Below are 14,166 nucleotides of genomic sequence, written 5' to 3' on the forward strand. Positions count from 1 at the left end.
CTGCGAACCCAATGACTAAAAGATAGGAGTGCGGAAGAACAAGATATGATTATGAATTTCGATATCTTGTTCCGACTATGAAGATTCTTCATCAGGACAGAAAAAGCGGAAAGATCAAGGTTCAGATCGACTCCATTGATGATCTCTGGCATCTTTATAATATTATCCGTCCAGGCGATCGGATTACTGGCTCAACTTTCAGGCGGGAGGAGATCAAGACCGATAAGCTGAGGTCTGAACGGGGAGAGAAAAAAAGAATGACGCTTACCATTGCTGTCGAGAAACTCGAATTCCATGAAAGCGATTCGAGGTTGAGAATTCTTGGTACGATCGTGGAAGGTCCTCAAGACCTCGGTTCCCATCATACATTCAATTTACAAGAAGGCGAAGTTGTTACGATCACGAAGGATAATTGGCCTCGATCAGCGCTTGAAAGATTGCAGAGGGCCGTCGAAGATACGCGACGCCCGCGTTTGATTTTTGTATCGATCGAATACGATGAAGCACTCGTCGCAATGCTCACTCAGTTCGGTATCAAGGAGATTGCCAGAATAACGCGTCAATCTGCCGGAAAGATGTATGAGCAAAGCGAGAAAGAGGATTTTTATGGTGATGTGATCGACAAGCTTAAACAGGTTCATACTGGAGAGATGCCAGTTATCATACTCGGTCCTGGTTTCGCGAAGGAAGCGCTTCTTGCTGAGGGAAAGCGACGTGCACCTGAGATTTTCACGAAATCCTTTATTTTCCATACTGGTCAAGCTGGAATGGCGGGAATTCATGAGATCATGAAGAAAGGCATAGGCGCTGACGTTTTGAAAGATTCAAGAGTGGCAGCGGAAACGAAACTCGTTGAGGAAGTTCTGACGGAAATCGCAAGAAATGGCCCTGTGGCGTATGGTCCTCGCAACGTCGAAAACGCTGTCACCTCTGGTGCTGTTCGGATCCTTCTGATCGTCGATTCATTGTTGAGGGAAAATTATATGGAGGACATCATCAAGAAAGTCGAGGAGGCACGGGGCACTGTCGTGATCGTCAGCGAGCATCATGAGGCAGGTAAGAAACTCAAGGGACTCGGCGGAATCGCGGCCCTTCTGCGATTTAAAATTGAATGATATTTAGAATTGAATGATTCTTTATTTCCATAAACAACCCCATATCAAGATGTTAATTTTAAATCGTTTCAATCATTCAGGGCAACATTATTATATGATTTTTCTATTAGCATAGAAACGAATGACAGTCCCTGTTGTAGTGCAATTGCCCTGATTTCTGGGCATTCAAGTTGCGCTGGAGGGATCTTGTCCATAAATGGACTATTTGCTTGAATATATGTCGAATAACTATCAAATTGGGTAAATATTTGAACAATAGTGCGGAAAGAACTATCTATATGTTGTTCGATGACCCTGCCATTTGCTCCCTGACTGCAAATTACAAGAATCGAAATCAAAGAGGCATGTGAGATGATGAAGGATAAGCAATTGGTCATTGCCAAATTGAGCAAGAGTCCGATCAATATCTGTGACACCACCCTGAGGGATGGAGAACAGGCTGCAGGCATCGTCTTTGCGAATATCGAGAAAATTAGAATTGCAAAGCTGCTTGACGAGATCGGTGTCCAGCAAATCGAAGCCGGAATTCCAGCAATGGGTGGTGATGAGAAAAAGTGCGTCAAGAAAATCGCGCAACTTGGCCTCAATGCGTCTGTTTTGGGTTGGAATCGGGCAAACATCGAAGACATTTCGCACAGCATCGATTGCGATGTTGATGCGGTTGCGATCTCCATGTCCTCTTCCGATATTCATATTGAACACAAACTGAGAAAAACTAGGGAGTGGGTTATCGAGCGATTAGTTGAATCAATCGAGTATGCGAAATCTCATGGTCTCTATATCTCGGCAAATGCTGAAGACGCTTCCCGTGCGGATAAGGAGTTTCTCATTCAATTTGCCAAAGCAGCCGAGGATGCTGGCGCGGACAGGCTCCGTTATTGCGATACGCTGGGGATTCTGGAGCCCCGCGGGACTTTCGATGCGATTGCCTCACTTATCAAAGAAGTCGATCTGGAAATCGAGATGCACACACATAACGACTTCGGTATGGCGACGGCTAATGCCATCGCTGGCGTTCAGGCTGGTGCAACCTTCGTAAGTACAACGGTTCTTGGTATCGGGGAAAGGACTGGAAACGCTCCACTTGAAGAAATCGTTATGGCGGCGAAGCATTTGCTGAAGATCGATACGGGCATCGAGACACAGCGATTCCGCGAGATCGCAGAGTACGTGGCGCGAGCAGCTGGTAGAACAATACCTGATTGGAAACCCATCGTTGGTTCGAACTGCTTCGCGCATGAAGCGGGAATTCACACCGATGGTGTGATGAAGTATCTCAGCAATTATGAGCCCTACTCCCCCGAAGAAGTCGGAATGACTAGGAAGATCATCATCGGCAAGCATTCGGGGCGGCACACGATTATTCAGGTTCTTAAGTCTAAGGGCATTGAGATCGATGAGAAGACGGCAACCGACCTCCTAGAACTTGTGAGGGCGACATCGATCAGCCTGAAGCGGAGCCTTTCTGAAAACGAGCTTGTTTATATTTATCAGGATTACAAGGCTGGCATGTTCGAAAAGACATAAAGGTGAAGATGATGGGAACGATTTCGGAGAATATCATATCAAATCATATTGGTGCACAGGTTGAAGCTGGCGACATCGTCGTGGTGCCAGTTGATTTTATTATGAGCCAGGATGGAACCACTGCGTTGACAATACAGGCATTCGAGAAAATGGGTGGGAAATCCGTCTATGCGCCAGATCGATACGCGATCGTCATCGATCATAATGCGCCATCACCGGTCGAAGGTGTATCGAATATACACAAAGAAATGAGGCGCTTCGCTTCGCAACACGGCACAATTCTCTATGATGTGGGCGAGGGTGTATGCCATCAGTTGATGCCAGAAAAGGGCCATGCTCTGCCAGGCAGCATTGTCATCGGTGCCGATTCCCACACTTGTACTTATGGTGCACTTAACGCCTTTGCAACAGGGATGGGTTCAACGGATGTTGCTGCAGCACTCATCAGTGGGAAAACGTGGTTGAAGGTGCCCTCAACGATTAAACTCATCTACAACGGCATTCTGCAGCCAGGTGTTTTTTCGAAAGACGTCGCGTTATATATGGTCGGATCGTTGACCGCTGATGGTGCGACATACAAGGCGCTGGAAATCTATGGAGAGGTCATCGACGCTTTGTCCGTCGAAGCGCGAATGACAATAGCTAATATGGCTGTTGAGACAGGTGCGAAGGTCGGACTGATGCGATGCGATGGAAAGGTCGTTGATTATCTCAGGGGTCGGACATCTAAGATGATCAAAGGAGTCGAAGCGACGGATGACGCAGTGTATGAAAAAGTGATTAAAGAGGATCTTTCTAAACTTCCACCGCAGGTTGCGAAGCCGCATCAGGTCGATCAGGTTGTGCCAGTTGATGATGTTCTTGGCGTCGAGATCAATGAGGTTTTCATCGGAACATGTACAAATGGACGGCTCGAAGACCTGCGCATCGCAGCTAGAATTCTCGATGGCAAGAAGGTGGCGAACCGAACAAGGTTGATCGTCGCACCAGCCTCAAGAGAGATTTATTTGAAGGCGTTGGAAGAGGGAATTCTTGCAAAGATCGTGAAGGCTGGAGGGGTCATCCTTACGCCTGGTTGCGGCCCGTGTGTCGGCACTGGTGGTGGTATACCAGCTGACGGCGAAAACGTTCTTTCGACAGCAAACCGCAATTTCAAGGGACGCATGGGCAATTCGAAGGCGTTCATCTATCTGGCGAGTCCTGCAACGGCTGCCTATTCGGCGATCAACGGCGTGATTTCTGATCCTAGAGAGGTGTTTCAATGAATCTGCTGAGGGGAAGAGCCCATCGATTTGGAGACAACATTAACACCGATTATATCATTTCGGGGAAGTACAAGTTTAAGACTTTAGACATAAACGAAATGGCTAAGCATGTGATGGAGGATCTGAGACCTGGATTTTATGATGAAATCGAACACGGCGATTTTATCGTCGCAGGGCGGAATTTCGGATGCGGGTCAAGCAGAGAACAAGCGCCGCTCGTTTTGCAAGCCGCGGGTATCGGAGCTGTCATTGCCGAATCTTTCGCAAGGGTTTTCTATCGAAACTGCATTAATGTTGGTTTGCCAGTATTGGAATGTGACACCTCGAGTATCGAGGATGGCGACGAGCTCCAGGTGGATCTTAGGAAGGGGTTGATCAGGATCGTTGCAAAGGGAACGATCATCAAGGCGAAGCCTCTTCCCGCCGTGATGGTCAGGATCCTTGAAGATGGCGGGCTCGTCGAGCATTTCAGGAAGCATGGCGGATTCAAAATCAATGAAGAGGGATAAGATGAGAAAAGTTGTACTTGTTCCAGGTGATGGCATCGGCCCCGAAATTACAGATGCCGCAGTGAAGGTTGTCGAGGCAAGCGGCGCGAAGATCCAATGGGAAAAGGTTGAGGCCGGTGCGAAGGTCATGCAGGAGATCGGGAGACCGATACCGCCGAGATTCTTTGAATGGGCAATCGAGACGGGCGTTGTTCTCAAGGGGCCAGTCACAACTCCAATTGGATCTGGCTTCAAGAGCGTGAATGTAACAATCCGACAGCGCCTCAACCTCTTTGCGAACGTGAGGCTTGTCAAATCGATTCCAGGCGTCAAGGCACTCCACAGCAATGTCGATATTGTCATCGTGAGAGAGAATACGGAAGGTCTCTACTCTGGCGTGGAGAGAGAATCGAGTTATGGTGCGGTAGAGAGTGTTAAGATCACTTCTGCCGAGGCAAGTAAACGCATCGCGAAGTTTGCTTTCGAATATGCCCTTGCGAACGACAGAAAAGAAGTGGTAGCGGTTCACAAGGCAAATATTTTGAAGAAGGGTGATGGTCTTTTCTTAAGATGCGTTGGCGAGATCGCGTCCGGCTATCCAAGCATTAAATTCAGAGACATGCTCGTTGATAATGCCGCATTCCAGCTCGTCACAAATCCCTCACAGTTCGACGTGATCGTGACGCAAAATCTCTATGGAGATATACTCTCAGAGCTGTGTGGCGGTCTCATCGGCGGACTCGCGCTCATGCCGGGGGCTAATTTCGGCGAGAACATCGGCATGTTTGAAGCAGCTCATGGAAGCGCACCCGATCTTGCTGGAAAGGGTATCGCGAACCCTACTGGCATCATCCTGTCTGCTGCGTGGATGCTCGATTATATCGGCATGAAAAGTGAGGCTGATAAGATTAGGAATGCAATTTATAAGGTGCTTGGAGAAGGGAAGGTGTTGACACCTGACATGGGTGGAAGTGCAACAACCGAGCAATTTACGGAAGCGGTGATCGCCGCTTTGGGATAATTTTTGGCATTATTTCGTCTTTAAAGGATCTTTCCTTTTCATGTTCTCTCTAATAATATCCAATTCTTTCTCTTCAGCGAAATTTCCTTTCAGTTGCGCTGTTAATTTTTTTTAAAGATGATATTGAGATTATCTATCGGGAATCTAGAAATTTCAGCAGGTCTTCAGTTGGCTTTAGAGATCCTTTTCATCACTAACCAATGGATGTCAATAGGATACCTATCCAAACTCATATTCTTCCGTATGAATGTTGTATTGATCCGGACGGGTTTATTAACTATTGAATTCGGTCGTATTTTTAAATCAAATTGCGTACGCTTTTCCACTATTCTTTTCATTAACGAGATTAATCAATAAACGAGAGTCCCGTAATCATCTAAGATAGATTTTCACTATTCGGTCTAGAACTTCCCGAATCTTTCCCTTGTAGCGTCACGGATCGAACACCGGTCTGGCGCCTCTCCATCAATCGTATAGCCACGGGCATCGCATATGTATACATCGTCTAGCCTGACGTCCTTCCCGTTTTCGACCGCCTGCTTTGTATTCTGATACATGCCTGTATGTATTTTCTCGGCCACGAGAGCCACACGTTCGTTCTCTGAGCAGCTCTCTCTTCCTGGCGTTTCGCTACTGCAGTGAACGCGGGTTACATTTCCTCGACTTCATAATACGCGCCGCCGATCCCATCTGGAGATTGTCTACCGATCCACGTATCAGTCCGAGCGCCATAATTTAGACAAAGAATCATTGAATTCTTGGAAGAGGATGTAAGTCTTCCATTGACGGAAATTGCACGGAATCTGAAGCTAAATGAATCGACAATCATAAAAAGAGTTGTGAATCTGCAGAAGAAAGGAATCATCAAAAAATTCACTATTGTTATTGATCCTTCAAAGATCGGCTACAATACAGTCTCAATCATCAGCATTGACGTTGATCCTTCGAAATTGCTCGAGGTTGCGCAGAAGCTCTGCGAAATCAAAGAAGCGAGATATGTCGCTACGTCCACTGGCGATCACATGATTATGGTTGAAATATGGACGAGGGACTGAAAGGAACTCGCTAAACTCATAACCGAGAAGATCGGGACGATCGATGCTGTCAGAAAGATATGCCCATCGATTATCCTAGAAAAAATGAAGGATTAAGAAATGAGGATCAAAAGGATCTTCCGCGTTTTTTAGTCTGGACTCCTCATAGCACCGTTGATTGCGATTTCAGCGATGTCCATCGAGTACATGATTGTTCTTGTGATGCTATCGATGACTGTCGTTTTAGCGATGAGTTCAATCGGAATCGACGAATCGATACGAGCCCGCATCCTTTCGCAGGTTTCAACGAGTACATTTCCGCGATCGATGACTTCATTCGCTGTCCTTATGTTCTTTAAAAAGAGTGCCTCGACCGCCCTATCAAAAATCTCGATCGCAGCATTGCTAGCGTTTCCGATTTCTAAGTATTCTTTCATTTCAATATCGGAATCGGCCAGAAGTAGAGTGTTCCTCGCGATTTTCTCTGCGTGATCGCCTATTCTTTCGATCCCCCGTGCAGAGACCGCATAGTCCATACCGTCATAGACGTTGATATTCATTTTCTCCGCGAGGTAGCGATCTTTAAGGATGAGATTGTACTGCTTGATGACCATCCAATACAGTCTGTCGATCTCCGTATCCCGATCAATAACGTCTCTCGCAAGATCGGCATCACTTTCTTCAAGAGATCTCATTGCATCGATGTGCATCGACTTCGCGATGAGATGCATGCGTCTCACGCATTTCTGCTGGGGTAACTCCATGGGATCGGATAGATCATGCAATAATACTGAATTACTCGTTTCTTCGATGACCTCGGGACCAATGACCATCTTTGAAAAATCCTTCACCGTTCTCTTGAGATCGAGATCAAATCGATCCTTAGCTCTCACTTCAATGATATCGTACCCCGCGAGATACGCCGCAACGAGCTTTCTAGTGAGATGTTCTTTCGCTTCACTATCAATTTGGATGATCTTCTTTGTTGATTCTTCCTCCCTTTCAGTGCTCGGACTGATGTGCAGTGTACCATCATTCATGATGCGAACGATCACAGGATCGCCTGGTTTGAGACGATGCTCGGAAATCCAAATTTTGGGAAGTGAGATCGTCATTGTGGAGACACCAGTCTTCTGAATTTTTCTCACATTCATTCTCATCAACCTCGCCGATATGATATCCAAAGTGAAATGATTCGCCTTACCTATGTAAGTATTGCATAGGTTTCTCTATTCAGAATATATATCTATATATTCTTTTCGTCCAAATATATTCTAATTCTGAAAAATACATAAGAGCCCGCCATAATCTGAGATTCCGTGGAATCGTGTTGCGGTTGCAGTGTAGAACAAGAATCTTGTAATTTGAAGCATGGATCGAACAAACTTTCTCGAGAGATCTTTTGCAATCTGGGATACGCCGTACACGATAAAGCACAAGGGAGTGATTTGGATGATTAAGAGGGGATTGATTGGAATCGGAATAATTCTGGTCGTTATCGTTGTGGGATTGGTTGCCGCCCTTGTCATGAACGGCGGCGAGAAACCCGTGACGATCAAACAGAAAGGATCGGACACGATGCTTGAACTGTGTCAGGTGTGGGCGGAACGCTTCCACAAAGACCACGAGAGCATTTCAGTCATCGTTTCAGGAGGAGGGAGCGGTACAGGTATTACAGCGTTGATATCGAAAAACATCGACGTGGCACAAGCATCCAGGCAAATTAAGCAGAGCGAAATCGATCAGGCAATTGCAGCTGGAGTGACACCCGTTGAATTCCGGGTCGCCATCGATGGTATCGCCATCATTGTGCACCAGTCAAATCCAATAACGGAATTGACGCTGGATCAGTTGCGCGGGATATTCAACGGCACATACACGAACTGGAAACAGCTCGGTGGACCTGATCGAGTGATTGTTACGTATGGAAGGCAGAGCACTTCTGGAACCTATGTGTTCTTTCAGGAACATGTGCTGAAGAATGAGGACTACAGAACAGATATGCAGCAATTGACAGGGAATTCGGCGATAGTTAGTGCAGTGTCGAGCGACCTAGGTGGAATAGGGTATGTAGGAATCGGTTACGCTGAAAAAGCCTCAGGAATCAAGGTGCTCGAACTCAAGAATGATGAATCATCGCAGGGATATTCTCCGCTCGATAAAAGCGCGGTTCTTTCCGGAGACTATATTCTGGCACGATATCTGTATCTATACACAAATGGTGCACCGATTGGCCCGGTGAAAGAATATATTTCATGGATTCTCACGGACGGCCAGCCAATCGCTGAAGAAATCGGTTTCTATGCCTTACCTGCCGAGGTAGTTGCGGAGGAACTGTCTAAGCTCGGTTGAACGAGGAACGATCGGATTTCCTCAAACATCGGAAACTTGGTACGATGGGTGAAAGTTGAATGGCGATGAAGGCCCTGTTGAGAATCCGAAGCTTCATAAGAGGATTGAAGCCGCGGCGCGATTCAAAGCATCGCACGGAAATCTACAGTAAAAAGGAATACGCGATCAAGGCGATTCTTTTTGCTGTCACACTCACAACAGTATTCACCCTCGGTGCCGTCTTTTTCTTTATCTTCTCTGAGGCGCTTCCGGCATTTGGCGAAATTGGTATCATCGAATTTATCACAGGGCCAGTGTGGAATCCCACATCGCCGACGAATCCCGCTTATGGGATCTTGCCACTTCTCTGCGGCACATTTCTTGTTAGTCTTGGAGCGTCCGTCATTGCGATCCCTATCGGCATCGGTTGCACGATTTATCTCGCTGAGATAGCGCATCCGAAAATCAGAGCTTTTCTGAAACCTGCTATAGAAATACTGGCAGGAATTCCATCAGTGGTATACGGATTCTTCGCGCTTGTTATTCTCTCGGACTGGATCTCTGCAATCTTTCACAATACCTATCGTCTTAACGCGCTCAACGGCGCAATCATGCTTGCGGTGATGATGATACCGATCATGGTGAGTCTTGCCGAGGACGCGATGAATTCGGTGCCCAAGGAATTAAAAGAAGCTGCCTATGCGCTAGGTGCAACAAGGTGGGAGACCTTGAAGGGTGTTGTTATTCCAGCATCACTTTCTGGCATCACAGCGGCGATCATGCTCTCGATTGGAAGGGCGGTCGGAGAGACGATGACCGTTCTTATGGCATGCGGCAACACACCAATTATCACCTGGAATATGCTCTCATCCGTCGAGACGATGACTGCGGCAATCGCGATTGAAATGGGGGAGGTCAGCTTCAACAGTCTGCATTATCACGCGCTCTTCGCAGTGGGTGCCGTCCTCTTTGTCATTACATTCGCGATCAATTTCATTGCAGACCTGATCCTTGCAAAATTCACGGAGGTCTATCATTGAACAGACGGACGAAAGAAAGAATCTATTTCCTCTTTTTCAGGGTCTGTGGCGCGCTTGTTGTCCTCGCTCTCGTCATCCTGTTATTATACATCATCATGGGCGGGATTGGAAGTATCAGCATCGATTTCATTACACAGTTCCCAGAGCAGGGAATGAGTGAAGGAGGAATCTTTCCCGCCATCGTCGGAACATTTTATCTCTGTGCGATCGTTCTCGCGTTCTCTGTTCCAGTTGGAGTGCTTTCTGCAATCTATGTTGTTGAGTATGAAAAGAATTCGACAGTCAAGAAAATCTGGAGGATCGTCGTTCATAATCTTGCGGGTGTGCCTTCGATCGTCTATGGTCTGCTTGGTCTCGGGCTTTTCGTTATGGCCCTGGATTTTGGGTTCAGTCTCATCGCTGCTGGTCTCACTGTCGGCCTACTCGTGCTTCCCATTGTCATCTCAGCTGCAAGAGAGGCGATTCTTGCAGTCCCAGAATCTGTTAGGGAAGCGTCACTTGCCCTGGGCGCTACAAAATGGCAGACGATCAGACATCATGTGCTTCCGTATGCAATGCCTGGTATTCTGACGGGCATTATACTTTCGCTTTCCCGCGCTGCTGGGGAGACTGCTCCGATTCTCATGACCGGAGCAGCGTATTTCATGAGAAGTCTTCCCGATTCGATTTTCTCACAGTTCATGGCATTACCCTTTCACCTCTATACGATGGCAACGCAGTCCTCTGATCTCATAGCGACGAGACCGATCCAGTATGGCACGGCGCTCATCCTTCTCATGCTGGTCATCGGAATGAATCTCATTGCTATATTGCTGAGGAAAAAATACAGGCAAAAGTACAGGTGGTAATCTTGGCACTGGAAATCGTTGTTGAGAATTTAAATGTCTTTTTTGGCGATCACCACGTGATCAAGAATATCTCGATGAAGATTAAGAGGAATGAAATAACCGCAATCATTGGCCCTTCGGGATGCGGCAAAACAACATTCATAAGAAGTCTCAACAGGATGAACGATCTCATCCCTGGGTGCATCGTGAAGGGTCATGTCTGGATTGATGGTTTCGATATTTACCAGATGAAGGCGGATGTCGTCGAGGTGAGAAAGAAGGTTGGGATGGTTTTCCAGAAACCTAATCCTTTTCCGAAGTCGATCTACGAGAATATCGCGTTCGCACCGCGCATTCACGGCGTGAAAAAGAAGACTGATCTGGATGCGCTTGTTGAATGGAGTCTCAAAAGAGCGGCGCTGTGGGACGAAGTGAAGGATCGGCTTGATGCGCCTGCGTACGATCTGTCAGGAGGGCAGCAACAACGACTCTGCATCGCAAGGGCATTAGCCGTCAAACCTGAGATCATTCTTTTCGATGAGCCCTGTTCTGCCCTAGATCCCATCGCAACCGCGAAGATTGAGGATCTATTGGTCGATCTGAAAAGGGATTACACGGTGGTAATCGTGACACATAACATGCAGCAGGCGGCGAGGGTTGCGGACACGACTGCCTTTTTTTACATGGGAGAGCTCATTGAAATTGGCGAAACGAGGAGGATTTTCGAGAAGCCTGAAAAAAAGTTGACTGAGCAATATATCACAGGGAGGTTTGGTTGAGTTGACAAGGATTGTTTTGAGTGATGAGCTTGCGAAGCTCAATGAGGAAGTCGCTGAGATGGGGAAATTGGCAAGAGAAGCGATAGATAAGGCAATTAGGGCGATCGTCAACGAGGAGTTCGCTCTCAAGGATGAAGTAAGAAAGCTCGATGATGCGATTTATCAGTGGGATTTGAAAATTGAAAAACATTGTATTGACCTCATCGCTCTTCATTCTCCTGTTGCAGGCGATTTGAGAATCGTATCTACCTCTCTCAAAATGATCACAGACCTCAACAGGATTGGCAGGTATGCCAGAGATATTGCAGAAGTGATCGATTTTCTTGAAGGGCAGAAGTACTTCAAACGACTCGTCAGCATTCCCCACATGGCCTCTTTAGTGATCAGAATGGTCGATGACGCTGTTGAGAGCTTCATCAAAAGAGATGTTGAAAAGGCACTCAACCTCTTTGCGCGAGATGATGAAGTTGATGCGCTTTATGAAAGTATTTTCAGAGAGGTTCTCACATACATGATGGAAGACCCAAAGAAAGTGCCGATGGGCATGCGCTTTATTCTGATCGCAAGGTATCTCGAGAGAATTGCGGATCATGCGTGTAACATTGGGGAACGGGTCGTTTACATGATAACCGGTGAGCGTGTTGACCGGGTAAAACAGATCTAAGAGGAAATTACGATGAGATCGGATGAGGGCATCAGGCATCTTTGCGCAAACAGGTTGTAGGGTAAGATGATTCGACATGAAAAGACATTGAACAAACATCGGCCGTCCATTACCATGAGTTTGGAAGCGTTTCGACGTGTGTGATCTCATTATCGGATGACGCCTTGGGGTGTGATGTGTATTAATCAAAACCTTTTCATAGTCGACTTCGTTCTGGTCTAATTGTCATTCACCATCGTGACATTAAGGTGCACTTGCAAAAATAGACGAAAGGATGATGGTTACATTTTCTTAGATCGCTCAAATCATCAAAAGAGTCCTTAGCTATGTTAACTGGGAAGATTGAATAAGCTCTCAATACATAGTGACTTCGATCTTGAGTGTCGCTTTTACGATTTTCACGCCCTCATGTTATCAGGGATGAGAATCTTACAGAAATTCATTAATTCTCCATCTTTCGTTTACATTTATCGTTTGATGATGCACGGGGTATGTCATGTTGAAGGTCCTGCTTGTCGACGATGAGTCAGCACTTCTAGAAATCGGGAAGGTCTATCTTGAAAGGGAGGCGGATATCGAAGTGTCTGTCTGTGAATCACCGCGGGAGGCACTTGAAGAACTCGATCGCAGTAGATTCGATGTAATTGTGTGTGATTATCAGATGCCCGACATCGATGGCATTAAATTCCTCGAAATTATCAGAAGAAGGAATAGCCGAATCCCATTCATACTCTTCACAGGAAAAGGAAGGGAGGAAGTTGTAATCGATGCCCTCAATAAAGGAGCGGACTTCTATGTCAAGAAGGGGGGAGATCTGAAATCACAATTTGCAGAGCTTGTCCATCTAATCCGCCAAGCGGCAATCAAACGCGATATGGAGGAAGCTCTAGAATATAATGCCAGAAGGTTTAGATCACTGATCGAAGAATCATTTGATATTTTCATTATCATGAGCCCGATGGATGTAATCAATTATATCAGCCCATCTGTTAAGAGGATACTTGAATATGATCCTGAAGAATTGATAGGGATGAATTTGTCACAACTGTTGCATACAGATGACGTCCGAATCTTTGAAAGATCAATAGAACGATTATCGACAAATCCAGGTGTCATCGACCGATTTGATTTGAGGCTCCGTCAGAAGATTGACGGATGGAAGGTATTTGAAGTCACTGGTAAGGGAAGCATCGATCCAAAAGGCAAAACCGAATTTATCTTCACTGCCAGAGACGTGACGGAGCTAAGAAAAATGATGTATGCCCTCCAAGAAAGCGAAAAAAAGTATAGGGCCGTAACTGAATCTTCTCCGTGTGGTATTTATATCTTCCAGGATGGTAGATTCAAATTCATAAATCGAAGAATGATCGAACTTTCAGGTTATTCCGAGCAAGAATTGATGAGTATCGATTATTTAGAACTGATCCATTCTAGTCATAGGCAATTGCTGAAGACACTCACGGAGAGGGCTCTTAGAGGCGAGTTACAAGGGATGCCCATGCGGGTCGAGTTCATTGCACTCAAGAAGAATGGCGAGGAGAGATGGGTTGAACTTATTCCCTCAATATTCAATTTCGATGGGAGGCCTGCAATCCTGGGCAATGTTATTGATATCACTGATCGAAAATTGATGGAAGAAGAGTTGAAAGAAAAAACGAGAGAGCTGGAAACACTACTTGACAGCATTGATACACAGATTTGGTGTGCAACCGATCCAGAAACTTATGGACCCGTCAATAAGGCGCGTGCAGAGTTCTTAGGAATGACGAAAGAGGATTTAAAAGGAAAGAAAATACGTGATGTTTTACCATCTGAAACGGCAGAAATCTGTATTCAAGGCAACAACATTGCATTTAAGGAAAAGCGAATTTATAGAAGCATTGAATGGATCAGCACGAAAAGGGGAAAGAAAAAACTCGCGATAACCAAGGTACCGGTCTTAGACGAGAAAGGCAATGTGAGGATGCTTGTTTGCACAGCTCACGATATTACAGAAGAGGTTGGGGGGGGGGGGGTGAAATCGGTACTGAAAAAACAAAGAAACAAAAATTCTTAAAAACTAACACAAAAAAGAA

Annotated in this window: 14 protein-coding genes and 1 pseudogene; 12 read left to right on the forward strand and 3 right to left on the reverse strand. The window is 46.1% G+C overall.

Translation table 11 applies throughout. The annotated features are described in order from the left end of the window. Positions 1 to 77 precede the first annotated feature (77 nt). Complete coding sequence (locus H5T41_08825) at positions 78 to 1,115, forward strand: mRNA surveillance protein pelota (protein MBC7108868.1); 1,038 nt, start codon at positions 78 to 80, stop codon at positions 1,113 to 1,115. A 68-nt stretch (positions 1,116 to 1,183) separates the two neighbouring features. On the opposite strand, the gene H5T41_08830 is transcribed toward H5T41_08825, so the two are convergent. After that, a complete protein-coding gene (locus H5T41_08830) occupies positions 1,184 to 1,453 on the reverse strand; it encodes a hypothetical protein (protein MBC7108869.1) in 270 nt (89 codons plus the stop codon). 16 nt (positions 1,454 to 1,469) lie between these two features. On the opposite strand from H5T41_08830, the gene nifV reads away from it, so the two are divergent. The 4 genes from nifV to H5T41_08850 are packed head-to-tail and all read left to right on the forward strand — an operon-like array spanning position 1,470 to position 5,416. Further along, the gene (gene nifV / locus H5T41_08835) at positions 1,470 to 2,642 is read left to right on the forward strand and encodes a homocitrate synthase (protein MBC7108870.1); all 1,173 of its coding nucleotides are present in this window, start codon (positions 1,470 to 1,472) and stop codon (positions 2,640 to 2,642) included. Between the two features lie 8 nt (positions 2,643 to 2,650). Continuing rightward, on the forward strand, positions 2,651 to 3,907 hold the full coding sequence (locus H5T41_08840; GenBank protein MBC7108871.1) for a 3-isopropylmalate dehydratase large subunit: 1,257 nt from the start codon (positions 2,651 to 2,653) through the stop codon (positions 3,905 to 3,907). After that, positions 3,904 to 4,416: a 3-isopropylmalate dehydratase small subunit gene (locus H5T41_08845; GenBank protein ID MBC7108872.1), complete on the forward strand. Its 513-nt coding sequence runs from the start codon at positions 3,904 to 3,906 to the stop codon at positions 4,414 to 4,416. Before H5T41_08840 ends, H5T41_08845 begins: the two co-directional genes overlap by 4 nt. Beyond that, positions 4,403 to 5,416: an isocitrate/isopropylmalate dehydrogenase family protein gene (locus H5T41_08850; GenBank protein MBC7108873.1), complete on the forward strand. Its 1,014-nt coding sequence runs from the start codon at positions 4,403 to 4,405 to the stop codon at positions 5,414 to 5,416. The genes H5T41_08845 and H5T41_08850 overlap by 14 nt, the downstream gene beginning before the upstream one ends. A 401-nt stretch (positions 5,417 to 5,817) precedes the next feature. On the opposite strand, the gene H5T41_08855 is transcribed toward H5T41_08850, so the two are convergent. Continuing rightward, the gene (locus H5T41_08855) at positions 5,818 to 5,997 is read right to left on the reverse strand and encodes a rubrerythrin family protein (protein MBC7108874.1); all 180 of its coding nucleotides are present in this window, start codon (positions 5,995 to 5,997) and stop codon (positions 5,818 to 5,820) included. Between the two features lie 165 nt (positions 5,998 to 6,162). Between H5T41_08855 and H5T41_08860 the strand changes: the two are divergent. After that, positions 6,163 to 6,567: pseudogene (locus H5T41_08860) on the forward strand (Lrp/AsnC ligand binding domain-containing protein). Between the two features lie 32 nt (positions 6,568 to 6,599). Here H5T41_08860 and H5T41_08865 read toward each other — a convergent pair. After that, positions 6,600 to 7,610 carry a phosphate uptake regulator PhoU gene (locus H5T41_08865; GenBank protein ID MBC7108875.1) on the reverse strand — a complete coding sequence of 337 codons (1,011 nt, stop codon included), beginning with the start codon at positions 7,608 to 7,610 and terminating at the stop codon, positions 6,600 to 6,602. Between the two features lie 211 nt (positions 7,611 to 7,821). Between H5T41_08865 and H5T41_08870 the strand changes: the two genes are divergently transcribed. From H5T41_08870 to H5T41_08895, 6 genes are all read left to right on the forward strand, one after another. Next, a complete protein-coding gene (locus H5T41_08870) occupies positions 7,822 to 8,802 on the forward strand; it encodes a PstS family phosphate ABC transporter substrate-binding protein (GenBank protein ID MBC7108876.1) in 981 nt (326 codons plus the stop codon). A 140-nt stretch (positions 8,803 to 8,942) separates the two neighbouring features. Further along, positions 8,943 to 9,821, forward strand: a complete 879-nt coding sequence (gene pstC / locus H5T41_08875) for a phosphate ABC transporter permease subunit PstC (GenBank protein MBC7108877.1) — start codon at positions 8,943 to 8,945, stop codon at positions 9,819 to 9,821. After that, a complete protein-coding gene (pstA, locus tag H5T41_08880) occupies positions 9,818 to 10,669 on the forward strand; it encodes a phosphate ABC transporter permease PstA (protein ID MBC7108878.1) in 852 nt (283 codons plus the stop codon). Before pstC ends, pstA begins: the two co-directional genes overlap by 4 nt. After that, the gene (gene pstB, locus H5T41_08885; protein ID MBC7108879.1) at positions 10,645 to 11,427 is read left to right on the forward strand and encodes a phosphate ABC transporter ATP-binding protein; all 783 of its coding nucleotides are present in this window, start codon (positions 10,645 to 10,647) and stop codon (positions 11,425 to 11,427) included. Before pstA ends, pstB begins: the two co-directional genes overlap by 25 nt. A 1-nt stretch (position 11,428) precedes the next feature. After that, entirely contained in the window at positions 11,429 to 12,091 is a 663-nt protein-coding gene (gene phoU, locus H5T41_08890; GenBank protein ID MBC7108880.1) for a phosphate signaling complex protein PhoU, read from the forward strand. Positions 12,092 to 12,587: 496 nt separating this feature from the next. Continuing rightward, a complete protein-coding gene (locus H5T41_08895; protein ID MBC7108881.1) occupies positions 12,588 to 14,147 on the forward strand; it encodes a PAS domain S-box protein in 1,560 nt (519 codons plus the stop codon). The last annotated feature ends 19 nt before the right edge of the window (positions 14,148 to 14,166 follow it).

Source organism: Methanomassiliicoccales archaeon, from assembly GCA_014361295.1.
Taxonomy (GTDB): domain Archaea; phylum Thermoplasmatota; class Thermoplasmata; order Methanomassiliicoccales; family JACIVX01; genus JACIVX01.